Source organism: Rickettsia hoogstraalii (assembly GCF_000825685.1).
Taxonomy (GTDB): domain Bacteria; phylum Pseudomonadota; class Alphaproteobacteria; order Rickettsiales; family Rickettsiaceae; genus Rickettsia; species Rickettsia hoogstraalii.
In genome coordinates this window covers 1,358,921-1,385,715 of sequence record NZ_CCXM01000001.1, presented here as the reverse complement: position 1 = coordinate 1,385,715, position 26,795 = coordinate 1,358,921, and the positions used below count along the sequence as shown (strand labels likewise).

Genomic DNA, 26,795 nt, shown 5'->3' with positions numbered 1-26,795 from the left:
GTTATTCTCTTAATGTTCCTTGAAATTTTTGCGAGATGGCAGCAACTAAATCTTTACTGAACGAATTTAAATCAGTATCAGATAATGTCCGATCATCTGCTTGTAGCTCTATTTTAACCGCTATAGATTTTTTACCTTCAGGTAATTTATCACCGCTATAAATATCAAATAATATAACTGATTTGACAAGCTTTTTATTAAAATTATTTATATATGATATTATTTCACCAACTCTATGATCTTGATCAACAATGAATGCGTAATCTCTAAAATTAGCTTGGAAATCCGATACTGCAAATTTGTCTCTTTTACCGAATTTAGCTTTTATCAACGGCAAATTCGTAATATTTAGCTCGAATGCAAATATTTCCTGATTAATATCGTAATATTTCAAGATTTTAGGGTGTATCTGTCCCAAATGACCTAATAAATTTTTACCAAGCCCTATATTTACTGCTCTAGTTGGATGATAATATTGTGGCAATGCTGTCCCATTTGTTGCTATACATTTATCTATAGATAGTCCTGCATAATCCACTACCACCTCTAAATCACCTTTAAGATCAAAAATATCATAGCCTCGTCCAAGCGAATGAGGATTTTTATTACTATATGAACCGCTTATAATTGCCGTTAAATAAGTTGCCTCCGTATTTAAATCTATAAAACTCGGTCCAACTTCAAAAAAAGCCATATCTTTTATAGAGCGTGCTAGATTTTTACTTACTATACTTAACAAATTTGGCAGTATAGTAGGACGCATATAATTGTCTCCTATGCTAATAGGATTAAGCAAAAATAACTCTTCTTTTAATTCAGCAAACAACTTTGCATCTTCACTACTCATAAAAGAGTTAGTTACTACCTCATCATAGCCTTTGCTTGCTAATATCCTTTTAAAACTAGATATTCTTTTATGCTCTCTTAGCTTATTATTATCTTGGTCTAATTCGGGTAATTTTATGCTTTCTATTTTATCATAGCCGTAAATACGAGCGATTTCCTCAGCTATATCTTCTAAAATAGTTATATCATGACGCCAAGAGGGAGCTATTACCTTTATAATCTCACCTTTAACATCCGTAATAAATCCTAGTTCATTTAATATAGCTTCTATCTCTTTGATATTTAATTTAATTCCCGTAATTTTTTCTAAATAGCATGCTGAAAAATCTAAAGGTTTTTTTTGAGGCTCTTTCTCACCGAATTTCACTACTTCCGACACTTCACCATTTCCGCATATTGACAAAATAAGATTAGTCGCTATGTCTAAAGCTTTTTCCGTAAAATTTCTATCGATATTACGCTCATTACGATATCTAGCATCCGTATCAATTTGAAATCTTCGCCCGCTAGCTGCAACCATTTTAGCATTAAAACATGCAGCTTCCAGTATTATATTAGTCGTACTATCAGTACAACTACTCTTAGCCCCGCCAATGACACCGGCAAGACCTTGAATACCGCTTTCATCTTTTATAGCTAAATCATTTTCGGTAAGTAAATATTCTTTGCCGTTTAGAGCGTGGAAAGTAACTGCGTCATTGCGAGGCTGCAAAGCAGCCGTGGCAATCTCATTTTGTTGTCCTGAGATTGCTTCGTCGCTACGCTTCTCGCAATGACGTGCTACACTAATCCCCCCTTTTATCCTATCCGCATCATAAGCATGCATCGGTTGTCCAAAGCTATAAGAAATATAATTTGTTACATCCACTAAGCTTGAAATAGTTTTTACCCCGACATTTTTTAATAATTTCCGTAACCAATCAGGACTTGGTTTATTTTTTAAATTTCTTATTTCTCTAAAAGTAAATAAAGGACAGGCTTCTTTGTCTTGCACGTTAAGCTTCATTTTAGAAGTAAATGTACTTTTTATTTCTGGGATTTCTAGCTCTTTAAGTATTCCTATTCCTTTAGCTGCTAAATCTCTTGCGATACCGTAAACTCCAAGTGCATCACCACGATTAGGAGTAACGTTAATAACAAATATAGGATCATCTAAACCGTAATATTTAGTAAAATTCTCTCCAACTACAGCATCTTCAGATAGCTCTATAATCCCTTCAGACTCTGAAGCTAGCAGTAATTCCTCTTCAGAGCAAAGCATACCGCAGCTTTTTTCACCTCTAATAATAGATTCCTTAATCTTAAATTTACCGTTTGGTATTTCTATTCCGATATTTGCAAGTACTACTTTTATACCTGCTCTTGCATTACTCGCACCACAAACTATTTGTCGCCTACCGCTTTTAGTCTCAACATCACAAAGTTTTAACTTATCGGCTGACGGGTGAGGTTTAGTACTTGCTATATATGCTACTTCAAACTTTTGTAGCTCTGCCGCTTTATCTATCACCTCTTCTACTTCAAGACCAATAGCTGTTAGGGCTTCGGCTATTTCAGTAACTGAAGCCGATGTCTCTAAAAATTGTTTTAACCATGATAACGTAAATTTCATTTCGTAAACCCTCCTGCTAAATTCGGTATATCAAAGCTCCCAAAATTATAATGTTTAAGCCAACGCATATCTCCTTCAAAAAATTGTCTTAAATCTTTGATATTATATTTTAGCATTGCAAAACGCTCTACCCCAAGCCCAAAAGCAAAACCTTGATACTCGCTGCTATCGATATCGACATTTTTAAGCACGTTTGGATGAACCATCCCGCAACCGAGTACCTCAAGCCATTTATCGTTTTTATTCATCCGAATATCAACTTCGGCAGAAGGTTCGGTAAATGGGAAAAAGCTGGGTCTAAAACGTAATTCAATATTAGAATTTTCAAAAAAGCTTTTTATAAATTCCGTGATAACATATTTTAAATGCCCCATATTGATATTTTTATCAATAACAAGTCCTTCTATTTGGTGAAACATCGGCGTATGCGTCATATCCGAATCTGATCTATAAGTCCTACCAGGTGCTATAAACCTAAAAGGCGGTTTGCCGCTTTTCATGGCTCTAATCTGCACTGTTGAGGTATGAGTACGTAATAACAGCGGTTTATTATTTTCCTGACCTTTCAAATAAAAAGTATCATGCATTTGCCTTGCGGGATGGTCATCTTCAAAATTGAGAGCAGTAAAATTATGAAAATCATTCTCTATATTCGGTCCGTTTTCTATAGTAAAAACAAACTGCGAAAATACTTGTATTAACTCCTCCATGCATTGCGTTATTGGATGAATAGAGCCTTGTTTATATCTCCTTGCAGGGATTGTTAAATCAATTTTATCGGCAGCAAGTTTTAAATTTAGTTCCTGCTCCTCTAAAATTTCTTCTTTTGCTTTTATTATATTCTGTATTTTATCTTTTAATTTATTGATTTTTAAGCCAAATTCTTTACGTTCCTGTTCATTTAAACTACCTAATTTTTTAAGCTCACCGGTCACTATACCGTTTTTACCTAAAAATTCTACTTTATATTCTTGCAGATCTTTTAAGTTTTGTACTAATAAGATTTTTTCCTCAGCAAGCCTTAATATTGTTTCTATATTTTCCATGATTGTTTTTTGTTTTTTAGATTTTTTATTGTACGGTAGAACGTCATTGCGAGGAGCCGTAGGCGACGCGGCAATCTCAGGAGTTTGTTATTATTTCATGAGATTGCCGCGTCGCCTACGGCTCCTCGCAATGACGTTAAACCAACATACACTTCATATAATTCTCTTCTATCCCCACCAACTTCGCTTTAAATATCTGCCCTATTTCTAAAGGTTTATCTAACTTCACCGGAATAAAATTCTCGGTATGGGCGATATTATTATTCTCTACCAATAACTCTACTTTCTGACCTATATGCTTCTTAAAGAACTCAGATAGCTGATTCTGCCCCTCTTGTCTTAGAATTTCGGCTCTTTCTTTCCTTATAGCTTTCGGTACTTGCGGCATACGTGCTGCAGGCGTTCCTTCTCTTTCCGAATAAGGAAAAACATGTAAATATTGTAATTCCGCTTCTGAAATTAATTTTCTTGTATTTTCAAACATTTCAGGAGTTTCAGTCGGGAAACCTGCTATAATATCCGCACCAAACGATACTTCCGGTCTTATTGCTCGTAGCTTTCGACAAAACTCTATTACGTTTGCTCTATTATGCCGTCTTTTCATACGTTTTAATATCATATCATCGCCTGCTTGCAAGCTAATATGAAAATGCGGCATTATCCTCTCACTATAAGCTATAAGCTCAAAAAGTTCATCATCTATTTCTGCAACATCTATTGAAGATAAACGAAGCCTTTTTAGTTCAGGCACTAAATTTAAAACTCGTTTAATCATTTGTGCAAATGTTGGGCTTCCGGGTAAATCACTACCATAAACCGTAACGTCAACACCGGTAAAAACTACTTCTTTAAAGCCGTTTAGTACTAGATGCTTTACCTGCTCTGCTATAGCTCCTATCGGTACTGATCTACTTTTACCTCTACCGTAAGGGATAATACAGAAAGTACAAAAATGATCGCAACCGTTTTGTACCTGAATAAAAGCACGAGATTTACCGTCAAAGCTACTTACTAAATGACCTGCAGTCTCTTTCACCGACATTATATCGTTAACTGTTATTTTTTCATCGGTAATTTGGTAGTAATTAGGTAATAACTTCTCTTCATTACCTATAACTTTGTCAACTTCCGGCATATTACCGTACATTTGCGGACTTGTTTGAGCACTACAGCCGGTAACAATAATTTTTAAATCAGGATTATTTTTTTTAGCCTTGCGGATAGCTTGTCTTGCTTGTTTCTCAGCTGCTTTAGTTACTGCACAAGTATTGAATATTGCCACATTATCGATACCCGATAATTCCAAGTTTTTTCGTATTATCTCACTTTCGTAAATATTAAGTCTACAGCCGAATGTTACTACTTCTTGTCTTAAATTATTGCTCACAATAATATTCCCCACGTGCTACAAGCGTAGCTGCTCCTTGCATTATTATATTACCGTTTTCTTCTTTTATAGTAAGGCTGCCATGCTTAAATACTGCCATACTTGGTGAATGGATAAAACCGAGCTTTAAACCGGCAGCAAAACTACCGCAAGCCCCGCTTCCGCAAGCAAGAGTTAATCCTGCTCCTCGCTCCCAAACAGATAAATAGATTTTATTATCTTTTACTTCAGCAAAATTAACGTTTACCCCATCTGCGAATAATTCCTTAGCCTGTAATTTTTCACCAACAATTTTTTGATCTTGAGGTTCTAACTTACTAAAAATAACCAAATGCGGATTACCTATATCAACACAAATAGTTTCCTTTAAATCAATCATATAACGCTCTGCGAGTTCCCAAATTTTATCACGGCTTGGCATCCAAGCTTCATTAAAACTAACACTTCCTACATTAACGCTAATATTATTTTCATCCTCCACATTACATAGCAATTTTTTATTGCCTACCATTACAGTAATATCTTTCTTTCCCGTATCAAGATAAATTAACTTGGCTAAACATCTTGTAGCATTACCGCATAATTTAGCACTAGAGCCGTCTATATTATAGATAATCATCTCATAAAAATCATCATGCTCTTCATAAATAATAAACTGATCACAACCGATACCTGTATGACGATCAGCCATATTTTTTGCTAGCTGCGATAAATCATATGAACTTGATAAATCTCGTTTGTTAACAATAACAAAATCATTACCGAGACCATGCATTTTTACAAAATTAATTTTACTAATCATAATGTTTTATATATTAGGAATTGTATTATAGCAAATTTCTTGGAATTTGCTATAATGAAGTGATGATATATAAAAAATAGACTATTATGCTAATTTCACGTTTCTTAGACCCTAAAAATAACTATGCATTTTTAAAAATTTTCGGTACGGAAAAAAACAAGGATATACTTATTCATTTCCTAAATGACATTTTAGGTTATACGGGAGAGGAAGTAATTACCGAAGTTACATTTTTAAAAACTACCCAGGACCCAGACATCGCTGCTTATAGACAATCTATAGTAGATGTATTGTGCAAAGATAAACACGGTACTCAATTCATCGTAGAGATGCAAGTAAGTAAACATCCGGGCTTTGAAAAAAGAGCTCAGCTTTATGCAGCAAAAGCCTACTCAAGGCAAATACTCAAAGAGGATGAGAATCATAAGAAAATGGCAGTATATGCAAAACTTCGAGGAGTAATATTCTTAGCTATTGCCGATTTTATTTTATTTCCTGATAAAAAAGATTGGAAATCAAATCATAGATTACTTGATACTAAAACTTATGAAAATGACCTACAAGATTTTTATTTTATCTTTTTAGAACTAGAAAAATTTAATAAAGAATTAGATCAATTAGAGAATCTTCAAGAAAAATGGGCGTATTTTTTTAAGCATGCACACGAAAGCTCTCTAGAAGAAATGGAGCATTTGATAGGTGAAGACCCAATAATTAAAAAAGCTTTTTATGCTCTAGATCAAGCTAGCTGGTCTGAAGAAGAGTTAAATACTTATGAAAAAATGGTAAAAACCGAAATGGATAATTTAGCCGTAGAAGAACAAAAAATTATGGATGCTGAAGCTAAAGGAGAAGCAAGAGGAGAAGCAAGAGGAGAGGCCAAAGGAGAAGCCAGGCAAAAAATTTCTATGGCTAAAAAAATGTTAGCAAAAAATAGACCTTTAGATGAAATTATAGAATTTACCGATTTAACAGAAGAAGAAATCGAAAAGTTAAAGTAATGAAGATACTTAATATTATGCTAAGTCGTGATCTTGGCGGAATTCAACAAGCATTTTTAGATTATAATGCAGCTCTTGAAATGCAAAAAATTGAGATTATAAATATCACTTCTTACAAAACAAAAATAAATTCTTTTCTACGTAAGACAAGTTTTAAACTACCTAACTTAGTACCGATTGATCCGTTATCGGTACTTATTCTTAAATATATAATCTACAAAATTAAGCCTGATATAATTATAGCACATGGTAATAGAGCAATAAATTTTAGTAAATTTGCTAAATCACAAAATATAAAATTAATCGGTATCGCTCATAATTATAGTTTAAAAGGACTACGTAAATGTGATTTTGTTATTGCCTTGACGCATCATATGAAAGAATTTTTACTAAAAAATAACTTTGCCGAATCTAGGATATGCATCCTACCGAATATGATAAATATTTCTAAAGACTTTACTCCAAATAAAACATATAGAAAACCTATCGTAATTGGTGTACTAGCAAGATTTGTAGCTAAAAAAGGTATTGATGTTTTTATTAATGCTATAAAAATATTAAAAGAAAAAAAATATGATATTCAAGCAGTTATAGGTGGAAGCGGCGAGGAAAACGATAATTTAATTGCTTTAGTACATAAACTTAATTTACAAGATCAAATATCATTTACAGGATGGGTTAATGATAGAGATAAATTTTTTGAACAGATTGATATTTTTTGTCTTCCGTCACTACATGAACCGTTTGGTATTATAATACTTGAAGCAATGGAAGCAAGTGTGCCTATAGTTATTACGGATACCGAAGGACCTACAGAGATTATAACAAATATGAGAGACGGGCTTATTTGTAAAACCGGCTCTGCTGAAGATTTAGCAGGAAAAATTACCTACTTAATAGATAACCCTATAAAAGCAAAGGAATTTTCTAAAAATGCCTACCTTACTCTCAAACAAAATTATGACATTAAAGTTGTTTCTGAAAAATTAGCAACATTATTATATAATCTGAAAATATTTAGTTGAAAAAATAATAGTCTATATTGACATAATAGTTTAAAGATTCATAATTAAAATGTTCTCTTGTTGCTTGAATAGAAACATCATCTGAAGCCATCCCGTAAGCTTTTTCAAGCTCTTGATCTTTAAAATGTAATTTTTTTGTTAATTCTTTTATTTCAGTAACAATAGGATTTTGAAGGCCTTTTATAGAGGTAAGACTAGCAGTACTTGCATATATTTCTATATTCAAATATTAATTTTTATTAATAAATAATAATCTTATTTGAAAAACAATAAATCTATTAAATAGTGATAAATATATTACAATTGTTATACCGTTGCTTGACTGGTCTTGTTGCATGGCTCAGTTTTTCGTCATTGCGAGAAGGCATTGTTGCGTGGATCAATTTTACCTCTGTCATCCCGCGACTTGATCGCGGGATCCAGTTAAAAATACTAAAATTATTAGTATTTTTTATTGTTTTTATGGACCCCGGGTCAAGCCACGGGGTGACACAGTTGGTTTTACCAGTCTACACAACAATGCCTCCTCGCAATGACGATTTGGTAGCCATGCAACAAGGCTAGCACTTTACAGGAAAAATAATATATATTATATCGAACAAGCATTACTGCCGTTATCATCATCTTCACGGATAAATTTTTGCTTTACTTTAGAATTATTATTATACGGCTTACTATTTTTTACCGGTGGATAATTTACAGGTTCATAATTTGTAACGGGCGGTGCATAATTTTGGTTTACCGTAGCATTTGGACAAGTATATTTTGATATATCACGCTTAGTTTCTCTAAGCATTGCTTTTATCTGATTTAATTCCTCTTGCATCTTTTTTTCTTTATCGCTATCGTCTTTTCTAACTTTTTTATTCGCTCTACTTAAAGTCATATCGTCATCGGATTCAGCGAAGCCGGCTTCTGCTTTTTGCCTTGCTATATCCCTTTTAATCATCTTAAGATACATTTCACGATTTCTCTTTACAGGATCGATTCTTTCTCCTCTTAAAGGACTATCGCTATCATAGTCATCATCATCGTCGTTATCATAATCAAGATTATCTTCTACTATATTCTTTTTAGCCAAAGTAATATATTTATTATTATATACAGGTTTTCTTTTGCCGCCTTTAGCACCTTTACTATCAACCAATCTATTATTTGCGGATCTTTGAAAATAGCTTCTAAAATTATCGGTACAAGCCGAAAGTAAAAACATTCCTAAAAATAATATTATAATTTTTTTTAACATATATTTATATTATTCCAAAACTTTTATTATGATTAATGCCACATAATAGCTAAACTTGCAAGGATAAAGCACTAAAGTTCTGTGTGCTTAATTAAATTATTGTTATTCTGAGGTATTTTTGGTCTTGTTGTATGGATACCACCACGTCATTGCGAGCGACTGAAAGGAGCGTGGCAATCTCAGGACTTTAGCACAAGATTGCTTCGTCGAATTACTGCGTAATTCTTCTCGCAATGACGGAAAACACATCCCGGGTCAAGCCACGGGGTGACAAATCACTTTTTCTATTAAGTTACTTAACAACACCTGCCCTTCTTTTCTTCTTTTTAATAAATTTTGTGAAGCATCCTCTAATATCTTAGGATTATTTATCAAATCAAGTATTTTATCTGCTAATTTTCCTGCAGAAATATTATTCTGCTCTAAACACCATCCTGCTTTTTTATCTGCAAGCAATTTTGCATTGTAATATTGATGATTATCCGCAGCACTAGGCAGTGGAATAAAGATTGCCGGCAACCCTATATAGGTCAATTCCTCTATAGTAGATGCTCCTGCTCTTGAAATCACTAAATCAGCTTCTTTATATTTTAATGCCATATTATCAAAGAATTCGGCAACTTCATAATTAATGTTTAATTTTGAATATATATCTTTTATTTTTTCTTGATCATCTAATGCTGCCTGCTGAATTATATGCAACTTTAGCTTTGGCTCTTTTTGTATTAAAATTTGGATACTTGCAGGTATTAACTCCGAAAATAACTTAGCTCCCTGACTCCCTCCGAAGATGAATATTGTAAAGATATTATCTTTGCTTTTCTTTATGTCATCCCCGCGAAAGCGGGGAACCAGACTTAATTTTTCTAGATTCCCGCCTTCGCGGGAATGACATACATTTCTAATATTCTCCCTAACTATCCCACCGGTAACTACTATTTTACTTTTTGCAAATTCCGGTAAATTTTTTACGTCTTCATAAGAAATAGCTATCTTTTTAGCAAAGCTTGCAAAAAATTTATTAACTTTTCCAAGGTAAGAATTCTGTTCATGAATTATAATCGGTACTCTTAAAAAAATTGCCGCAAACATTGGAGCTATAACAGGATAACCGCCAAATCCTATAATAGCTGAAGACCTGATATTATATAATAATTTAATAGCTTTTAAGATCGCAATTGATAAGTTTGGTAAAAATAAAAAAATATTAATTGATCGTTTTAAATCTAAGATATGAAAAATTACTTTCATATCCTGATTTATATATTTTTTGCATCTTAAATCAGTAATAAAATGAACTTCATACCCACGTTTCACTAATTCTTCCCCAAGAGCGACTGCCGGAAAAAAATGCCCGCCCGTACCACCTGCTACTAAAATTATTTTTTTCATATTTCAATATTACGAATTTTGTACGAATTTAAAGGTATTCTGTGTCTTGTAAAGCCAAGAAGCATACCGGTAGCGATAGCTATTGCAAGCGTTGAAGAACCACCATAACTAATAAACGGCAATGTCATACCTTTAGTAGGAAGTAAATGTAAAGTCACACCCATATTGATTATTGCCTGAAGCCCTAATTGTGCAATTATACCGCTAGCAGCGAATTGTACAAATTTATCTGTTTCGTTTAATAATTTAATAAGACTTCTTAATACTATAAAAGCAAATATACCTATAACAATAAGGCAAATAATAGCTCCAAACTCCTCACCTGCTACAGCAAAAATAAAATCCGTATGTGAGTCAGGTAGCACCTGCTTTACTGCTCCCTCCCCTGGACCGCGTCCATATAAACCGCCATGCTCAAAAGCCTTAAGAGACTTACTAACTTGATAATTCTCGCTACTATCGGGATCTAAAAATGAATTAATTCTTTGCGTGACGTGCGGTAACCAAAAATAAGCGATAGTTACTCCTATCATTCCTAAAAAACCGGCTAGAACAATCCAAAATATCGGCATACCCGCAATAAACAGCTGAATACCGAAAACTGCCGTAATCATTACAAGCATTCCAAAATCCGGCTGAATAATTAAAAGAATAGCAACAATAGAATAAAGTATTACACAAATCGTAAAACTTGGAAAATCATCATTAAATTTTAGCGATAATATCCAGCCCGTAACGACTGCAAAAAACGGTTTGATAAATTCCGAAGGCTGAATAGATAGACCTAAAATATTAATCCATCGCACTGCCCCTTTTACTTCATAACCAAAAAATTTAACTGCTATTAATAAAACTATACTAGCAATAAACCCAACTATTGCAAAACGCCTTAACCATTTTTTATTAAGACATGAAAATAATAATATAAGCCCTGAAGCGGCAGCTAAATAAAATATTTGTCTAGATGCAAAATAACTTTCCTCAAGCCCTATTCTACTTGCTACTGCTGAACCTGAGGTAGTAACAAGCATTAGACTAAAAGCAAATAAGATAATTAAAGAAATTATTATTTGCCTATCGGTACTCCGCCACCATAATTTTATAAAATTATTAGATATTTCGTTATTCATGTTATATATCCTTTTCGTCATTGCGAGCGACTATAAGGAGCGTGGCAATCTCATCAAATATCCTGAGATTGCTTCGTCAATTACTTTGTAATTTCCTCGCAATGACGTTTGGATAACTTTATAAACAACTCGCCACGCTCTTTAAAATTTTTAAACTGATCATATGAGCTACAACTAGGTGCTAACAAGATATTTTTTACCTCCGCGTTATCACCTACTGCATCCTTATAAGCCAGATCAAAAGCCTGCTCAAGATTATCACATATTACAAAATCTACTATATTCTTAGCAGTATTTGCAAATATTTCTTTAGCTTGACCATAAAAATAAGCTTTCTTAATTTTACTGAAATAAGGCTTTATTTCCTCAATACCGCCCTCTTTAGGGATTCCTCCCGCAAGCCAGTAAATATTATCTAGTGCTTTAATTGATTGTACGGCAGATATGGCATTTGTTGCTTTACTATCATTATAAAAACTTATATTATTTATACTACCGATATATTGCATTCTATGAGGTAAACTTTGAAAACTACTTATAGACTCAAGTATTTTTTTAGACTCTACTCCTATTATTTTAGCTACTGCATAGCTTGCAGCAATATTCTCATAATTATGAGCTCCTTGCAAATTTTTATTAAAAGGTACAGCATAATTCAGAAAACTTGATACAAGCGAATTTTGCAGGCCTCGCCTGTGCTCACATATTTTTATACGCTCCGCAGGCTTGCCTTGAAATTCATCTTGTCTAAAGCTTTCTGAACTTATATTATCAAAAAAATTATCGTTAATTTTATCATCAACTACCGAAATGCCGTTTTCAAGAATTTTAGTAACCGAAAAAGGAATTAGTTTTATACGCTGCTCCTGCTGCAATGTTATAAAAATTTCACGACAATAATCATTATCAATATTAATTACTGCATAACTATCTATATCCATTCGATCAAAAATCTTAGATTTTGCTGCAATATAACCGGTCATGTCTTGATGTCTATCCAAATGGTCGGGAGTTATATTAAGAAGCACAGCTATTTTAGCTGTAAAGGTTTTTACTAGATCTAGCTGAAAAGAAGACAATTCAAGTATATATCCATCCTTACTTGCTTTAGCTTGCAAAGCAGGAACTCCAATATTACCGGCAACCGGATAGTCTAAACCGTTACTATTTAAGATATGGCTTATTAAAGCAGTAGTAGTACTTTTACCGTTTGTACCAGTTACGGCGATAAAGTTTAAATTTTTTGATTTTTCAAATAATAAATCTATATCGGAAATGATTGGAATATTAAAATTTTTTGCAATACCTACTATCTTATGCGTTAAAGGAATTCCAGGGCTTAAGACAATTTTATCTAAATTTTGCCATCTTGAATCAGATAAAGCAGCAATAGCGGTTTTACTATAGTCAAATGATTTGACTATATATAATTCTTCAAATATATCTCTATTTGCTTTTAGATCGTCATAAACAATTACGTCACATTTACCTTGCAGCTCTTCATAAACCGATATACCGGTTTTACCAAGCCCAAAAACACCTATTTTTTGTTTTGTATGAGAATTCATGATTTTGTAATTGAAGGGGTGAGCGAGAAACTGTCATCCCGTGGCTTGACCAGCGTTGTTGCATGGCTCGTTTTATTTCATTCCCGAGAAAGCGGAAATCCAGTAACCTTTACTGTCACCCCGTGGCTCGACCACGGGGTCCATAAAAACAATTTTAAATACTAATAGCTATTAGTATTTAAAGCTGGATCCCGCGATCAAGTCGCGGGATGACAAAGTGGATTCCCGCCTACGCGGGAATGACATAAAACGAGCCATGCAACAACGCTGGTCAAGCCACGGGATGACACAATTCTTAATTCATGTCCTGCATTAAGGCTTGTTCACCTTCATTAAATTCATCTTGTCCTTTTACCTTACTGTAAGTTGTTTTACTATTCCCAGGATCAGGTAAATAATAATGAGGCGGAACTTCTAGTGCTTTAGCACGCTGTACTTGATACTCATTAGGTCCGGCTGTTGATATACCTACAGTTTCTTTTAACTTTTTACTACAAGCAGAAGTAATTAATAAAACAGTAAATAATAAAAAAATCTTTTTCACTTAATACACCTTTAATTAAAATTATATTTTATCGTCATTGCCTTGTTCGACATTACGAATTTTTTCAGCCATAGCTTCAATTTGAGCATTATCATAATTCCCTTTAGCCTTTTCTTCAATAACTTTTTTAGTACTATAATAATCTTCTATTAGGATAATTACTCCTATTGTAATAAAGCAATCAGCTAAATTAAATACGGGGAAGCTATAATTCTGATAATGAAAATGGATGAAGTCAAAAACTGCTCCTCTAAAAAATCTATCAATTAGATTACCAACAGCTCCGCCGATTACAAAGCTATAACCTGCAAAACTCCCTATTGTTTTTGAAAATATCATCAAATAATATAAATAACAGACAATAAGCGTGTTAGTTATTAAAAAAATAGCATTGCTATATTGATAATATTCACGCATTAGACCAAAACTAATACCGTAATTCCAAGTATAAACCATATTTAAGAAAGAAGTAACCTTGAGCATTAAGCCTGGTTTCCATCTCAAATTATCAATAAACCACCATTTACTTAACTGATCAATAATCACTAAGGTTATTATTATACGACTACTACGAGCCAATGTTATATATAGTTTTTTTAGGAGTAGGAACATAGATGTTTTGTGAATGAGTTGAATACTAGAATCGTCGTTGCAAACAGCTGTAAGCTTTGTTGTGCGGATACCGAATCGTCATTGCGAGGAGCGAAGCGACGTGGCAATCCAGAAAAACAAATAAAAAAAATTCTGTAAATCAGAATTTTTAACTGGATTGCTTCGTCGAATTACTATGTAATTCTTCTCGCAATGACGGAAAATCGATCCACGCGAGCAACGCCTTCAGTCGCTCGCAATGACGACTATCCTACAAAGAAGTTTCAACTGCTTTACCGGCTTGCAATTCCTTATCAAGCTTAACATTTAAAGTTTTTATTTCTTTTTTAAATTGTTTAAATTTCTCTAAATTTTTTCCGTTTAATTCTACACCCGGTGTTGTTTTAACCGACATAGGATTAACATGTTTGCCGTCAATTTTAACTTCATAATGCAAATGTGGTCCGCTAGCTCTGCCGGTACTTCCGACATATGCTATAACCTGCCCCTGTTTTACTATGCTTCCCACTTTTAAATTTTTTGCAAAATTTGAAGCATGAGCATAAGCAGTAGATAGCGTACCACTATGTTTTACCTGAATAAATTTTCCATAACCTGACTTCCAACCTATCTCCGTTATAACTCCGTTTCCTGCGGAATATATAGGCGTACCGGTTGGAGCTGCAAAGTCAACTCCCTTATGCATTTTAGTATAACCGAGTATCGGATGCTTTCTATTACCGTAATGTGAAGAAACTTTTATAACTTTTAGCGGAGTTTTAAGTAAGCTTCTTTTTACGCTTTTACCATCTTCGGAAAAAAATGCATGATTATTTGCATTATTGTCATGAGAATAACGATATATATTATATTCTTTCCCTGAAAGATTTAATGAAACATATAGAATTTTACCGTGGTGAGAAAATTTACCGTCTTCCGTTACGTATTTTTCCGTTATTACGGTTGCGGTATCTCCGCTTTTTATTTGACGCTGAAAATCGATTTGATAAGCATAAGCATTAATCAGCTCTATTATACTATTATTCGATAAACCTAGTTTTTTAAGGGCTGACATAAAATTTGATTCAATACTTACCGACGATTTAGCAACTTTTTTACTTAAAGGTACTATAATTTCTTCAACTTTAAAATTATCACCTTCTCTAATTACTTCAATAGTTTTTAGCTTATCGATAATTATAACGATTTTATTTAAGAATGTTACCTCTGAAGTTAAACCTTCATCTTCGTTTTCGGTAATTTTTGTTTCATATTCAAAAGTAATTTGCTGCCCTATTTTAAGAGCAGAAGATAATTTTCCTTCTTTTATTAAACTTACAATTTTTTCTATTTCATTTTTAGGGATATGTTGTTCTATCAAAATTGACTTTATAGTATCGCCTTTTTTTACTACTACTTCTTTAAATGAAATTGTTTCTTCTTCACTACTATCAGGTTGTACTAAAGTTATGGATAAAGTGTCGTTAACATAATTATTAACGGCAAAAGAGACAAAAACAACTAATGCTATAAATAATAATAAGGAGGAAGAGGTGAGAATTTTCCTGAGACTTGCACTAATAAAAGATGATGGTAATATGTCATTAAAATCATAAGATAGTGCTGTATCATTCATTAAAATTGCTCTGAAGAATTTGAATCAATTTTTCATTACTAATAATAATATGAATTATATACAATATACAAACAAATTACAATAGAAAATTGTAAAATTTTGTTTTATTTCTGTTTTATTTCTGTTTTATTAGTTTTTTATTGATTAAAATTAAATTTTTTATATAAGTTAATTTTTATTAACTTATGTCCTGCTCATCTAACCATAATGCTGTCAAATTGCCCAAAATAGAATATTATGAGAATATTTCTTTAAATAAAAACTGTCCTATAAATAGTGAAATAGTTCTAGTAGGCGGTTGTTTTGATTTATTACATTACGGTCATATAGAATTTCTATGCAAAGCTAAAAAACAAGGTAAATACTTAATCGTTGCTTTAGAGCCGGATGAAACAATTATTAAATATAAAAAACGTCAACCTATTCATAGTCAATTACAACGAGCAAAAATTTTAAGTTCTTTCACATTTGTTGATAAAGTACTTATATTACCTAAACTAAAAGATTTTAATGATTACGCTCGGTTAGTGCAAAATATTTGTCCTTCTGTAATCGCTGTAACAAAGCACGATCCTCAGTTAATAAATAAACAAATTCAAGCAAAATTAATAAATGCGAAAGTAATAGAAGTTATTGACTTACTGCAACATCCTAATATAGGCACACTTTCTAGCTCAAATATTATTAAAAATATATAGTTTTTACAAAAATTTATCTATTTTTACTTTAATAAAACTGTATATACATTTATATTATATATAGAAATAACTTTATATGTGCTATGAAAAATATTATTAGACATCTTTCCAAACCAGCTTATAGAGAGGAATTTAAAGGAGACACTTCACTTCGCACCGCAGCATACATAAGCAATCGTGCAGATGCGAGTCTAGGCTCGATGTATAAATTACCTCTAGAAGCGAAGTTTTGGAAGATGTCTATTGCTTTAATTTGTTTTTTAATTGTTAGTAGTAGCTGCTTTGCCTCCGAGCCGTTACCTTGGCAGGTAACGTTCCAGCCGCCGGCAAGCCCGATTATGGAGGAATTACATCATTTTCATAATTTTCTGCTTTATATCTCAACAGCTATTGTTTTATTCGTTGCCGGATTACTCGGCTTTGTATGTATCAGATTTAATGCAAAAAATAATCCAGTACCGGCAAAATTTTCACATAATGTTTTAATAGAAATAATTTGGACTGTAATACCTATTATAATTTTAGTTATTATTGCAGTGCCGTCTTTTAGAATATTGCGTCATGCCGAAAAAATACCCGAAACAGATTTAACTATTAAAGTAGTAGGTTATCAATGGTATTGGCATTATATATATCCTGATCATGATAATTTAGAATTTGATAGCGTAATGATCTCTGATGAGAATTTAAAACCTGACCAAAAAAGATTATTAGACGTTGATAATCGAATTGTTATCCCTGAAAATGCTACCGTAAGGTTTCTCATTACCGCAGGTGACGTAATACATAGTTTTGCCGTTCCGTCACTTGGGTTTAAAATAGATGCAGTGCCTGGAAGAATTAACGAAACATGGACAAGAGTTGCCAAGAAAGGTGTATATTACGGGCAATGCTCCGAACTATGCGGCATCAATCACGGCTTCATGCCGATTGCTATAGAAGTAGTAAGCAAAGAGGATTTCGACAATTGGATTGCAAGCAAGAACAAGACGGCCATGAATGGCGAGAATCCAAAATTGGCGGCTAACTAATTATATGATAATGAGTGAGGAAGAATATAAAAATCATCCTGATGTAGCTGATTGGTCTGAGTGGAAAAAAACTTTTTTTATCTTATATATGTAGGGCGTTATGAAGATTATGACTATGCAATAGATTATCTTGCTAAAAATTTAAGGAATCTGGAAGAATTATCGCAAGCTGCAGCAATTCAAACTTTAGGTTTTTTAGTACGTAGATTTTATAATATTAAAGAGGATTTAATATTACCATTATTATTTGAAAACTTGAAAAGCAGTAATAAACGCATTTATGGAGAAACTTTTAGTTTATTGAGAGATATTAGGTTATGTACCAAGACTAAAAAGAAAAATTTACTTAGCATATGTTGAAAATGGAGTTGATTTTTTTACTGGTAAAAAATTAAAAATATTTACCGATAAAGGTTTAATCTATTCTTTAAATAATGAAGAAGAAAAAAAAGAGTTTATTTTAAGCTTCTGTCAAAATTCATTAAATTATCAGAAAGCTTTAGAAGTTTGTTTATATTTTCTTAGAAAAAATGAAAGTGAGGAAATAAATATAGCAGCTTTTAAAGGACTTACCTATATAGTCTTTAGGTTCAGAAAAATAGAGTTTAAGACCGTGTTACCTTTTATCAGAAAATATTTAAGTTATTCTATGGGAATGGGAACAAAATGTGAATATCTATATGCTGAATCACTTTTGCAGGATATAGCAATTGTAATACCGAAATTACGTATGAAAGCAATTACATTTTTAAAAAAATATTCTTATGTTCATCTAATAGCATCAACATTTGTAAATTACGTAATAACTAAAATAAACCAAAAGATCAAATTAAACTCGAGAAAATACTAAAATTACACTTAAATAACCTTAAAAGGGAAAAGATTAAGTATAACATTCCTGATTTTTAGGGAAAATAATACAATATTTTTTATGTCATTCCCGTGAAAACGGGAATCCAGAAAAATTTATAGTCATCTTGAATTTATTTCAGTATCTACTAATTAAGAGAGAGATACGGCAAACTTGTTTAGCATGACAAAGAAAAGCCTGGATTCCTGCTTTTGCAGGAATGACATACAGCACTTTTTTAGAGCCAAACAACAATGACATAATTGCATACAAGAACAAACAAAGTGAAAAATTAAAACAGGCAAAATAATAATTATGGATATAACTACTACCGAAATTTATCACAATGACCACCATACCCCACACGGTTGGAGGCGGTGGCTTTTTTCTACCAATCATAAAGATATCGGCATTATGTATATCATATTTGCCGTTTTTGCCGGAATTGTCGGAGGGTTATTTTCTCTTCTCTTTAGGTTAGAGCTTGCAATGCCCGGCGGCACTTTCTTAAATCACGATTTCCAGCTATATAACGTGCTTATTACCACACATGCAGTTATTATGGTATTCTTTATGATTATGCCGGCTTTGTTCGGTGGTTTTGGTAACTATTTCGTACCTCTATTAATAGGGGCTCCTGATATGGCATTTCCACGCCTTAACAATATCAGTTTTTGGCTGTTAGTTCCTGCCTTTCTCTTACTTATGGGTTCTGCTTTTGTTGACGGCGGTCCTGGAACGGGCTGGACGCTCTACCCTCCTTTAAGTAATTTAAGCGGTCATCCCGGTGCAGCAGTCGATATGGCTATTTTCAGCTTACATTTAACCGGTCTATCGTCAATCCTCGGATCAATTAATTTAATCGTTACTATATTTAATATGAGAGCTCCGGGCATGGGGCTTTTCAAGATGCCGTTATTCGTTTGGTCTATATTAGTTACTGCATTCCTTATAATCTTAGCCATGCCGGTACTTGGCGGAGCTATAACTATGCTGCTTACCGACCGTAACTTTGGAACTAATTTCTTTAAACCGGACGGCGGCGGTGATCCCGTATTATTTCAGCATCTATTTTGGTTTTTCGGTCATCCTGAAGTATATATCGTAATACTTCCGGGCTTTGGTATAGTTAGCCAGGTTATCTCAACTTTTTCACGCAAACCAATATTTGGCTATCAAGGAATGGTCGGAGCTATGATAATAATCGGATTCGTCGGGTTTATCGTATGGGCTCACCATATGTTTACTGTTGGTCTTTCTTATAATGCACTTATATATTTCACTGCCGGAACAATGATTATAGCAGTTCCGACGGGCATTAAAATATTTAGTTGGATAGCGACTATGTGGGGTGGCTCTATTACATTCCCGACTCCTATGCTATTTTCAATAGGATTTATTATATTATTCACGATTGGCGGCGTAACCGGCATAATCCTATCAAATTCGGCACTTGATAGAGTTCTGCATGATACATATTATGTTGTGGCACATTTCCATTATACAATGTCGCTCGGTGCTTTATTTACGGCATTTGCAGGATTTTATTACTGGTTCGGCAAAATATCCGGTAAACAATATCCGGAAATTTTAGGCAAAATCCATTTTTGGACTACATTTATTGGTGTTAATTTAACTTTCTTCCCGCAGCATTTCTTAGGTCTTGCGGGCATGCCAAGAAGAATACCGGACTACCCTGAAGCTTTCGCCGGCTGGAATATGGTTTCGTCGATAGGAGCAGGTATCTCTATGTTTGCTGCTCTTTATTTTGTATTTATCGTTTTCTATACGCTAAAATACGGAAAAGATTGTCCTAACAATCCTTGGGGTGACGGTGCTGATACGCTTGAGTGGACACTTACCTCACCGCCACCGTTCCATACTTTTGAAACACCACCACATATTGAGGGGTAATGGCGGCTTTGGTGGATGCCAAGTGGTCATTGCGAGGAGTTGCGTTAGCAACGACGCGGCAATCTCAGGAGTTTGTTATTATTTCATGAGATTGCCACGCAGTCTACGACTGCTCGCAATGACAACTTAATGATATAGCTGAAAGAAAAATAATAAAACGATAATAAAATGCATAAAAAACCGATAATAGGTGTTACACCTGATTTAGCTCAAAATTGTGAAAAATATAGTTACGCTGCTTTTCCATGGTACGCCTTGCGAAGAAACTATACCGATACGATTATTGCAGCCGGTGGTGTACCGCTATTATTACCTTATCAAAGTGATACAATAAATCAGCTTATGGAACTTGTTGACGGTGTTGTAATTCCAGGAGGTGATGAGGACATACATCCTAAATTTTATGAGCCGGAATACGCCGAAGATGTAGTAATTTCTAATGAAGAACGTGATAATTTTGAGATATTAGTTTTAAAGAAAGCATTAGAGAGAGGTATTCCGGTTTTAGGAATATGCCGAGGTATGCAGTTATTAAACGTTATTTTTAAGGGCACGCTTATTAAACATATTCCTGATTATATTGACACTGTAATTAATCATACACAGCTTCCTCCTAAAAACATAGTTTCGCATGCAATTAATATAGAAGCAAATACTCAGCTTGCTAAAATAGCTAATAACCGGCTACAAACTATGGTTAATTCGACTCATCATCAGGCAGTTAAACAACTCGGTAACGATCTTATAATATCTGCAAAAGCAGAAGACGGAATAATTGAAGCCATTGAATCAACAAAACATAAATTTGTTATCGGCATTCAATGGCATCCTGAATATCTTAACGATAATGGAGTAGATTTAGAATTATTTAAAGAACTCGTAAAAGTTAGTACATAAAAGCATACTAGCTTTTACAATATTAACTAAAACTCCATTCTATACCTATCTCGCCTAAAACTTTTTCAGTATTACTTACCTCGGATTCAAGTGCTTGATAGTTATTATCATATTCTTCAAATACAGAAGCAATAGGAGAAATATTTAAAAAATCTTTTACCTCCTTACATAATAAAGTAATATTTTTAACATTTTCTACCTCAGAACTATGTAAGCTTTCTTTTATTTTATCTGTTAATAGAGGTAATTTATCTACTAAATTTTGCTTGTCTAATGTTATATCTAAATCTGCTATTTCTAAACTTTTTAAATATTTCTGCCCATCTAAAATGACATTCAAACAAGCTCCCACTGTTGATTTAGCTTTTATATAATGATTATTTAAAATATCTTTTATTTTAGAAAACTTTACTTCATCATTTGCAGTTTTTAACAATACTAAATTCGGTACTAGAGCATCTTGGTTATTTTTATAATACGCAATAGAATTTTCAAATATTTCTTGATTTAATTTATCATATTCAGGAACTTGAAATAGACTTGAAGCAGTAAAGAATTTTAAATTATTCTCTAGTAATTTCTTATCATTTTCATTAATTTTTTCTTCTTTGTTGTCACTAGTTAAACTTAGAAAAACACTTTTAGGTAAAACATCTTTAAGGCTTGGATTTAATAATTTTTCAATTTCGTTAGTTAATATATCTACATTATCTTCAAAATTTTTTCCCCAATCTAAAAGCTTAGACACTAATTCCATCTTTAAATTGAATTATTCTAGCTATTTTATCACTAAAAGCATCTAATATTTTCTTAAAATTTTCATAAGTTTCACATTCTTTTATCAAATATTTTTTAAAATTATCGTAAATATCATCATTGCTATTATTAAAACTAATAACCTTTAATAAACCTTCTGCTTCTAATAACAAAGTTGCTGCTTCTGAGTCTTTAGATATTTCAAGCTTTTCATTATTTGTTTCCGATAATAAAAGTTCTGCTTCTAAATCTTCAGATATTTCAAACTTTTCATTATTTGCTACTAAAAAGCAAAATCTTTTTAATGCTAAATCTTTTACATCTACTATATATTTTTCATATTTAGAATTTAATAATTCCGATGGATTATATACTAAAACAGATAATATATTACTAACATTAATAGTTTGTAATATTTTTTCTTTAGCAGATTCTAACATTGCAGCACCGTAAGGAATAGGTGAAGTAGGATGTATGTCCTTTAAGGATATTAGAGAATTAATAAAACCCTTGAACTTATTTAAATTAATTCCACTAGCTATATATAATAATTCGGTAATTGCTATATACATATCCCCATCTAAAATAACAGTATTAGAATCATTAGGTTTCCAATATAAATCATTATTAAAAATTTTAGCTGCCAAACCTTTAATTTTACCTTTAGATAGCTTAGATAAGATTTCTTTATTTAAAACTAAATGTTTACCTTTCTCTTGTGTCTCTAATATATATGTTATATTAGGCATATTATATATTCCTTAATTTTAGTTAATGATTTATGCACAATAGTTAATAAAAATTAATAATCAAGGGTTATTATCATGAATTATGATTTTTAACAATATTTGTTTCATTTTACAAATGTGTTATACTAAGCATAAAATAAATATTTATGGCTTATTTAGAGATATTTGCTGAGTATATCATTGATAAATTAGAGAAAGGTACAGAAGTTCAAATAATATTGCCTAATAATTTCTCATGCCTAGAATTAAAGAAAATTTTGGCCGATAAATATAAAATTAAGTTACCTATCATTATTCCTTTTAATTCTCTTATTTCAAAAAAAACCGATTCGGATTATATATCTAAAATAGAAGAACTTTTTATTATATCAAAAATAATTACAGAATATAAAGACTTACAATTTAATAAAAATGAATCATTAAAAGCTGCAGAAATTCTAAGAAAATTGTTTAATGATCTTATAATCAATAATATCGATATAAAATTAATTGAAGTCTATAACAATTCTAACTATTGGCAAAAGATTTATAAATTTCTAGAATATTGCTTTTTAAGATGGCAAGAAGAAATATCGTTTACTCAAAAACAAACTAAAGCAGCTTATAAATTGAAGCTATTACAAGAAGAAATAATAAGAATAAAGAATAGGAATAAGCAAATAATACTCGCCAGAATGTTCAAGCCTAATGTTTTTTTAAAAAGATTTGAAGAAGAATTAAAGAATTACATAATTCACTATAATCCAGCCTCCAAGCAGATTAGCGATGGTATATCTTATTATGAACCTAATGACATTTATGAAGAGGCTAAACAAATAGCTTATATATGTAGCCGTAATAAAGATAAACGAATAGCAATCATTACAAATAATAATAAACTTAAAAGAGTATATTGCAATTTTTTAGACAGATACGAAGATCTACTAGGTAATGACTTAAGGCTTACTAATATAGGTGAATTACTAACTTCCATTATTAAAATATTATGTAATAATTTTGATTTAAAACTCCTATTTTTATTACTTAAAAATCCTTTAATTAATCGTCCTATAGAACAGCTAAATTCACGAAGCTTCAGACAAGATGAATTTAAGAGCAAGCCTGCGGAGCGTACAATAGTACGTGAGCAAAGGCTTGATTCAAAAAATTCGCTTGTATCAAGCTTTGTGAATGACGCTGTGCAGAAGTTAGAGTTAATGCTATCTAATAAAAACCGTTTTACATCCTCGCCTAAATATTTATTGCAATTACAATTTGATAACGAGGATACAAAAGAATATTGCCATAACTTAATAGATATTTTATTTACCGATAACCCGCATAATATACTAGATATACTGATCTTAACTAAAGAAATAGCTGAAAAACTTTTGCCTACTATTTGGGAAAAAGAAGGAGGAGCAGAACTATTTGAGTTTTTAACAAATTTAACTGCATATAGCAAATATATAAATTCAACGGATAAAAAGGATTTTCCTAAAATTTTTTCTTTTTTACTCTCTAATATCAAATATTATAAAAATACCGACTCTGCTAGTATTATTATAGGACGACCTGAAGATCTAGCATTATGTGCATTCGACTTAATTATATTACCGCATTTTAATAGTGAAAACTGGACACCTACCACTAAAGCTCACCCATGGCTTAGCAAGAAAGCCTTGCAGATACTAAATATAGATTACGAGGAAATCGCCCCTACTCTATATTCAGATTACTTCAATTTATTTCTACAAAATAAACAAGTAATTATACTAAACGCTAAAAAATATGATGGTAAGTTGTCAGTGCCGAGTAATTTATTTTTGAAATTACAGGATGTCATTCCTGCCCCCTATTATGTCATTCCTACGGAAGCAGGAATCCACCTAGACATGGATTCCCGCCTACGCGGGAATGACATAAGGAAAGATGACATAGGGGACGAGTCCACAGCACATAGCCACTCTTTCCCAAGCATTTTATCAGTAACCGACATAGAAACATTAATAAGAAATCCATACGGTTTTTATGCTAAGAAAATCCTTGGACTACGTAAAAAAGATAATATATGGGAAGAGCCTAAAATATCGGATTTTGGTAATTTTATTCATAAAGTTTTAGAGGAATATTCTAAAAATTACGACAAACAATTTATTAATTTAAATTTGCTTGATAAACAAAATGCTTTAATAAATATCGGTAATCATATTTTATATGGCACTATTTTACCAAGCTACACAAAAAAAACTTGGCAAATAAAACTCACGGCTTTCAGCAAAGCTTTTATTTTATTTGATATAGAACGCCGAAAAAACTGCAAAGAAATCTATTTTGAAACTAAAGGGGAATTACGACTAAATATTGCAGGTCAAGATATAAAAATAATCGGTATAGCTGACCGAATTGAAATAAGTAAATCAAATAATATAACTATACTGGATTATAAAACCGGTACTATCCCAACTAAAAAGGAAATAGAACTAGGACTCTCTCCGCAACTTATTATAGAAAGTTTAATGTTGCTAGAAAACGGATTCCTGGAATGTCATTCCCAGCCTCTTTTATGTCATTCCCGCGAAAGCGGGAATCCAATCACCATTGCCTATGTAAAAATAACCAGTACCGAACCTTATGTGCAAACAACAGAAATAGCTTTAAGCATCGAGACTTTAAATAAACATAAAGCAGGATTAGTAAAATTACTTGAATATTACGTTACAAATAAGTCTTTTTCTTATGATTTGAATTTATCAAAATATAATGATTATTTGCATTTGATTAGGCAGAGTTAATTATAACAGCCGTCATTGCGAGGAAATTGCATAGCAATTGACGAAGCAATCTCGTGTCAAAGTCCTGAGATTGCCACGCTCCCTACGGTCGCTCGCAATGACGGATTAGGTACTGCTAACAATGAATCTTACAACCCCATCACTAACTTAAATCCTTTATTCTTCCCCATGATAATCTTACTATCTGTATTATAAATAATCGGATCATTAATTTTTTCATGACCGAATCTATTTGTTTTAAATACCGGAATATTTAAATTATCTGCAAAATTACGAAGCACTAACATTGTGGCGTCAAGATCTTTACCAAATGAACCAAATATTATAGCCTTAACATCCTCAAGTAACCCTGCTTGCTTTAAGTGTAAAAGCTCACGATCTAATCTAAAAGGAGCTACATTCACATCTTCTAAAAAAAGAATTTTGCCTTTAGTCTTTATTTGCCAACTCGTTCCTATACTAGTCTGCACCATAGTTAAGTTACCGCCTGTTAGTTTACCGTTAACAAGATCACTTGATTTTACTATATCGTTAAGCGGACTCAAATTATCTATAGTAACCTGCTTTACCTTACCTTTTAATATTTCAGCAAGCTTGGTAAAATTACTTTGTTCTTTATCAGGTTTTAATAAATCAGCTATATTACTGCCGTGAATAGTTTTCCATCCCCATTCTTGTGATAGAAAAAGATGTAAAGCCGTTATATCGCTATATCCTATAAAGAATTTCTCTTTATTTGGTTTTGATAGCTTTAGTAAACCTGGAATTATTCTAGCAGAGCCATAACCACCTCGTAAACTCCATACTACATTATCAGACTCATCAAATAATGCATCCCGCAGGCAATTAAATCTTACTTCATCGCTACTTGCAAGAAAGGGTAGCTTACCTTTAGCAAAACATTTAGAAGGAATTTGTAAATTTAATCCATTAATATTTTTTAAATCCGATAAAGTCTTATTATCAGCACCTGTTGCCGGAGCAACAACAGTAATAGGGATATTTTTTAGGTTAGTAGCAGCAGAAAAAGCAGGGATTGAGAAGGATAGTATTAGAAAGAAAATAATTATGTTATTCTTGTATTTTCTTGTGTCATTCCCGCAAAAGCGGGAATCCAGAAAAAATAATCTAATAATAGTAAATACTCGATAAAATAAATTTATAAAAAACATGTTTTTATAGGTTTTACTGGATTCCCGCTTACGCGGGAATGACATAAGAAACAGGAACGACATAGGAAATAGAGTAACCTTAAGAAACTATTCTAAATAAGAAGCACCGCCGGTAAGCTCCACTTCTT

The 26,795-nt window shown here is 32.4% G+C and carries 28 protein-coding genes; 12 read left to right on the top strand and 16 right to left on the bottom strand.

What is annotated here, in order from left to right:
• Window position 1: 1 nt before the first annotated feature.
• The 4 genes from pheT to dapF all read right to left on the bottom strand — a co-directional run bounded on the left by pheT (window position 2) and on the right by dapF (window position 5,693).
• Window positions 2-2,458: a phenylalanine--tRNA ligase subunit beta gene (gene pheT, locus BN1174_RS07160; protein ID WP_040257658.1), complete on the bottom strand. Its 2,457-nt coding sequence runs from the start codon at window positions 2,456-2,458 to the stop codon at window positions 2-4.
• A complete protein-coding gene (pheS, locus tag BN1174_RS07155; RefSeq protein WP_040257656.1) occupies window positions 2,455-3,504 on the bottom strand; it encodes a phenylalanine--tRNA ligase subunit alpha in 1,050 nt (349 codons plus the stop codon). The genes pheT and pheS overlap by 4 nt, the downstream gene beginning before the upstream one ends.
• 136 nt (window positions 3,505-3,640) lie before the next feature.
• Entirely contained in the window at window positions 3,641-4,906 is a 1,266-nt protein-coding gene (gene mtaB, locus BN1174_RS07150) for a tRNA (N(6)-L-threonylcarbamoyladenosine(37)-C(2))-methylthiotransferase MtaB (RefSeq protein ID WP_082022328.1), read from the bottom strand.
• Window positions 4,881-5,693, bottom strand: coding sequence for a diaminopimelate epimerase (dapF, locus tag BN1174_RS07145; protein ID WP_040257651.1), 813 nt, complete (start codon window positions 5,691-5,693; stop codon window positions 4,881-4,883). Before dapF ends, mtaB begins: the two co-directional genes overlap by 26 nt.
• A gap of 86 nt (window positions 5,694-5,779) precedes the next feature.
• Here dapF and BN1174_RS09265 point away from each other — a divergent pair, with 86 nt between their 5' ends.
• A complete protein-coding gene (locus BN1174_RS09265; protein WP_082022327.1) occupies window positions 5,780-6,694 on the top strand; it encodes an Rpn family recombination-promoting nuclease/putative transposase in 915 nt (304 codons plus the stop codon).
• Window positions 6,694-7,719 carry a glycosyltransferase family 4 protein gene (locus BN1174_RS07135; protein ID WP_040257650.1) on the top strand — a complete coding sequence of 342 codons (1,026 nt, stop codon included), beginning with the start codon at window positions 6,694-6,696 and terminating at the stop codon, window positions 7,717-7,719. Before BN1174_RS09265 ends, BN1174_RS07135 begins: the two co-directional genes overlap by 1 nt.
• Here BN1174_RS07135 and BN1174_RS07130 read toward each other — a convergent pair.
• On the bottom strand, window positions 7,712-7,945 hold the full coding sequence (locus BN1174_RS07130; protein WP_040257648.1) for a hypothetical protein: 234 nt from the start codon (window positions 7,943-7,945) through the stop codon (window positions 7,712-7,714). The two genes, BN1174_RS07135 and BN1174_RS07130, sit on opposite strands and share 8 nt — an antisense overlap.
• A gap of 128 nt (window positions 7,946-8,073) precedes the next feature.
• On the opposite strand from BN1174_RS07130, the gene BN1174_RS11025 reads away from it, so the two are divergent.
• A complete protein-coding gene (locus tag BN1174_RS11025) occupies window positions 8,074-8,283 on the top strand; it encodes a hypothetical protein (RefSeq protein ID WP_197062062.1) in 210 nt (69 codons plus the stop codon).
• A gap of 25 nt (window positions 8,284-8,308) precedes the next feature.
• Here the strand turns inward: BN1174_RS11025 and BN1174_RS07125 are convergent, their stop codons facing one another.
• The 7 genes from BN1174_RS07125 to lspA form a co-directional block, all read right to left on the bottom strand.
• A complete protein-coding gene (locus tag BN1174_RS07125; protein WP_040257647.1) occupies window positions 8,309-8,965 on the bottom strand; it encodes a hypothetical protein in 657 nt (218 codons plus the stop codon).
• Between the two features lie 102 nt (window positions 8,966-9,067).
• A complete protein-coding gene (locus BN1174_RS12405) occupies window positions 9,068-9,199 on the bottom strand; it encodes a hypothetical protein (protein ID WP_269379093.1) in 132 nt (43 codons plus the stop codon).
• A gap of 21 nt (window positions 9,200-9,220) precedes the next feature.
• Complete coding sequence (gene murG, locus BN1174_RS07120; protein ID WP_040257646.1) at window positions 9,221-10,357, bottom strand: undecaprenyldiphospho-muramoylpentapeptide beta-N-acetylglucosaminyltransferase; 1,137 nt, start codon at window positions 10,355-10,357, stop codon at window positions 9,221-9,223.
• Window positions 10,354-11,487 carry a putative lipid II flippase FtsW gene (ftsW, locus tag BN1174_RS07115; RefSeq protein WP_040257643.1) on the bottom strand — a complete coding sequence of 378 codons (1,134 nt, stop codon included), beginning with the start codon at window positions 11,485-11,487 and terminating at the stop codon, window positions 10,354-10,356. Before ftsW ends, murG begins: the two co-directional genes overlap by 4 nt.
• Window positions 11,488-11,567: 80 nt before the next feature.
• Window positions 11,568-13,055, bottom strand: a complete 1,488-nt coding sequence (gene murD / locus BN1174_RS07110) for a UDP-N-acetylmuramoyl-L-alanine--D-glutamate ligase (protein ID WP_040257641.1) — start codon at window positions 13,053-13,055, stop codon at window positions 11,568-11,570.
• 295 nt (window positions 13,056-13,350) lie between these two features.
• Window positions 13,351-13,599, bottom strand: a complete 249-nt coding sequence (locus tag BN1174_RS07105) for a DUF3035 domain-containing protein (protein WP_040257639.1) — start codon at window positions 13,597-13,599, stop codon at window positions 13,351-13,353.
• Window positions 13,600-13,620: 21 nt separating this feature from the next.
• Complete coding sequence (lspA, locus tag BN1174_RS07100) at window positions 13,621-14,211, bottom strand: signal peptidase II (protein WP_040257637.1); 591 nt, start codon at window positions 14,209-14,211, stop codon at window positions 13,621-13,623.
• A gap of 9 nt (window positions 14,212-14,220) precedes the next feature.
• On the opposite strand from lspA, the gene BN1174_RS12400 reads away from it, so the two are divergent.
• The gene (locus BN1174_RS12400; RefSeq protein ID WP_269379092.1) at window positions 14,221-14,349 is read left to right on the top strand and encodes a hypothetical protein; all 129 of its coding nucleotides are present in this window, start codon (window positions 14,221-14,223) and stop codon (window positions 14,347-14,349) included.
• A 112-nt stretch (window positions 14,350-14,461) separates the two neighbouring features.
• On the opposite strand, the gene BN1174_RS07095 is transcribed toward BN1174_RS12400, so the two are convergent.
• Complete coding sequence (locus BN1174_RS07095) at window positions 14,462-15,826, bottom strand: M23 family metallopeptidase (RefSeq protein ID WP_040257635.1); 1,365 nt, start codon at window positions 15,824-15,826, stop codon at window positions 14,462-14,464.
• Between the two features lie 185 nt (window positions 15,827-16,011).
• Between BN1174_RS07095 and BN1174_RS07090 the strand changes: the two genes are divergently transcribed.
• The 6 genes from BN1174_RS07090 to BN1174_RS07070 all read left to right on the top strand — a co-directional run bounded on the left by BN1174_RS07090 (window position 16,012) and on the right by BN1174_RS07070 (window position 21,216).
• Window positions 16,012-16,524 carry an FAD synthase family protein gene (locus tag BN1174_RS07090; protein ID WP_052454758.1) on the top strand — a complete coding sequence of 171 codons (513 nt, stop codon included), beginning with the start codon at window positions 16,012-16,014 and terminating at the stop codon, window positions 16,522-16,524.
• A gap of 83 nt (window positions 16,525-16,607) precedes the next feature.
• Entirely contained in the window at window positions 16,608-17,555 is a 948-nt protein-coding gene (gene coxB / locus BN1174_RS07085; RefSeq protein ID WP_040257632.1) for a cytochrome c oxidase subunit II, read from the top strand.
• Window positions 17,556-17,615: 60 nt separating this feature from the next.
• Window positions 17,616-17,915, top strand: coding sequence for a hypothetical protein (locus BN1174_RS11980; RefSeq protein ID WP_231555844.1), 300 nt, complete (start codon window positions 17,616-17,618; stop codon window positions 17,913-17,915).
• An 805-nt stretch (window positions 17,916-18,720) separates the two neighbouring features.
• On the top strand, window positions 18,721-20,319 hold the full coding sequence (gene ctaD / locus BN1174_RS07075) for a cytochrome c oxidase subunit I (RefSeq protein WP_040257629.1): 1,599 nt from the start codon (window positions 18,721-18,723) through the stop codon (window positions 20,317-20,319).
• A complete protein-coding gene (locus BN1174_RS10325) occupies window positions 20,309-20,449 on the top strand; it encodes a hypothetical protein (protein ID WP_231555843.1) in 141 nt (46 codons plus the stop codon). Before ctaD ends, BN1174_RS10325 begins: the two co-directional genes overlap by 11 nt.
• Window positions 20,450-20,487: 38 nt before the next feature.
• A complete protein-coding gene (locus tag BN1174_RS07070) occupies window positions 20,488-21,216 on the top strand; it encodes a gamma-glutamyl-gamma-aminobutyrate hydrolase family protein (protein ID WP_040257627.1) in 729 nt (242 codons plus the stop codon).
• A gap of 22 nt (window positions 21,217-21,238) precedes the next feature.
• Here BN1174_RS07070 and BN1174_RS07975 read toward each other — a convergent pair whose 3' ends face one another.
• Complete coding sequence (locus BN1174_RS07975; RefSeq protein ID WP_156138541.1) at window positions 21,239-21,964, bottom strand: hypothetical protein; 726 nt, start codon at window positions 21,962-21,964, stop codon at window positions 21,239-21,241.
• Window positions 21,957-22,721 (bottom strand): hypothetical protein, encoded by a 765-nt coding sequence (locus tag BN1174_RS07970; RefSeq protein ID WP_052454756.1) that lies wholly within the window; start codon window positions 22,719-22,721, stop codon window positions 21,957-21,959. The genes BN1174_RS07975 and BN1174_RS07970 overlap by 8 nt, the downstream gene beginning before the upstream one ends.
• Before the next feature lie 146 nt (window positions 22,722-22,867).
• On the opposite strand from BN1174_RS07970, the gene BN1174_RS07060 reads away from it, so the two are divergent.
• Together BN1174_RS07060 and BN1174_RS10320 are read left to right on the top strand one after the other, a co-directional pair.
• Window positions 22,868-25,495 carry a palindromic element RPE3 domain-containing protein gene (locus BN1174_RS07060; RefSeq protein WP_040257625.1) on the top strand — a complete coding sequence of 876 codons (2,628 nt, stop codon included), beginning with the start codon at window positions 22,868-22,870 and terminating at the stop codon, window positions 25,493-25,495.
• 15 nt (window positions 25,496-25,510) lie between these two features.
• A complete protein-coding gene (locus BN1174_RS10320; RefSeq protein WP_156138540.1) occupies window positions 25,511-25,690 on the top strand; it encodes a hypothetical protein in 180 nt (59 codons plus the stop codon).
• Here BN1174_RS10320 and BN1174_RS07055 read toward each other — a convergent pair.
• Window positions 25,624-26,712, bottom strand: coding sequence for an LD-carboxypeptidase (locus BN1174_RS07055; protein WP_231555842.1), 1,089 nt, complete (start codon window positions 26,710-26,712; stop codon window positions 25,624-25,626). The two genes, BN1174_RS10320 and BN1174_RS07055, sit on opposite strands and share 67 nt — an antisense overlap.
• Window positions 26,713-26,795: the final 83 nt, after the last annotated feature.

What these genes read in the sequence shown, in the direction of transcription:
- pheT (WP_040257658.1), bottom strand. Translation starts at nt 2,458, where the DNA reads ATGAAATTTACGTTATCATGGTTAAAACAATTTTTAGAGACATCGGCT.
- pheS (WP_040257656.1), bottom strand. Translation starts at nt 3,504, where the DNA reads ATGGAAAATATAGAAACAATATTAAGGCTTGCTGAGGAAAAAATCTTA.
- dapF (WP_040257651.1), bottom strand. Translation starts at nt 5,693, where the DNA reads ATGATTAGTAAAATTAATTTTGTAAAAATGCATGGTCTCGGTAATGAT.
- BN1174_RS09265 (WP_082022327.1), top strand. Translation starts at nt 5,780, where the DNA reads ATGCTAATTTCACGTTTCTTAGACCCTAAAAATAACTATGCATTTTTA.
- BN1174_RS07135 (WP_040257650.1), top strand. Translation starts at nt 6,694, where the DNA reads ATGAAGATACTTAATATTATGCTAAGTCGTGATCTTGGCGGAATTCAA.
- BN1174_RS07125 (WP_040257647.1), bottom strand. Translation starts at nt 8,965, where the DNA reads ATGTTAAAAAAAATTATAATATTATTTTTAGGAATGTTTTTACTTTCG.
- murG (WP_040257646.1), bottom strand. Translation starts at nt 10,357, where the DNA reads ATGAAAAAAATAATTTTAGTAGCAGGTGGTACGGGCGGGCATTTTTTT.
- ftsW (WP_040257643.1), bottom strand. Translation starts at nt 11,487, where the DNA reads ATGAATAACGAAATATCTAATAATTTTATAAAATTATGGTGGCGGAGT.
- murD (WP_040257641.1), bottom strand. Translation starts at nt 13,055, where the DNA reads ATGAATTCTCATACAAAACAAAAAATAGGTGTTTTTGGGCTTGGTAAA.
- lspA (WP_040257637.1), bottom strand. Translation starts at nt 14,211, where the DNA reads ATGTTCCTACTCCTAAAAAAACTATATATAACATTGGCTCGTAGTAGT.
- BN1174_RS07095 (WP_040257635.1), bottom strand. Translation starts at nt 15,826, where the DNA reads ATGAATGATACAGCACTATCTTATGATTTTAATGACATATTACCATCA.
- BN1174_RS07090 (WP_052454758.1), top strand. Translation starts at nt 16,012, where the DNA reads ATGTCCTGCTCATCTAACCATAATGCTGTCAAATTGCCCAAAATAGAA.
- coxB (WP_040257632.1), top strand. Translation starts at nt 16,608, where the DNA reads ATGAAAAATATTATTAGACATCTTTCCAAACCAGCTTATAGAGAGGAA.
- ctaD (WP_040257629.1), top strand. Translation starts at nt 18,721, where the DNA reads ATGGATATAACTACTACCGAAATTTATCACAATGACCACCATACCCCA.
- BN1174_RS07070 (WP_040257627.1), top strand. Translation starts at nt 20,488, where the DNA reads ATGCATAAAAAACCGATAATAGGTGTTACACCTGATTTAGCTCAAAAT.
- BN1174_RS07970 (WP_052454756.1), bottom strand. Translation starts at nt 22,721, where the DNA reads ATGCCTAATATAACATATATATTAGAGACACAAGAGAAAGGTAAACAT.
- BN1174_RS07060 (WP_040257625.1), top strand. Translation starts at nt 22,868, where the DNA reads ATGGCTTATTTAGAGATATTTGCTGAGTATATCATTGATAAATTAGAG.
- BN1174_RS07055 (WP_231555842.1), bottom strand. Translation starts at nt 26,712, where the DNA reads ATGTCATTCCCGCGTAAGCGGGAATCCAGTAAAACCTATAAAAACATG.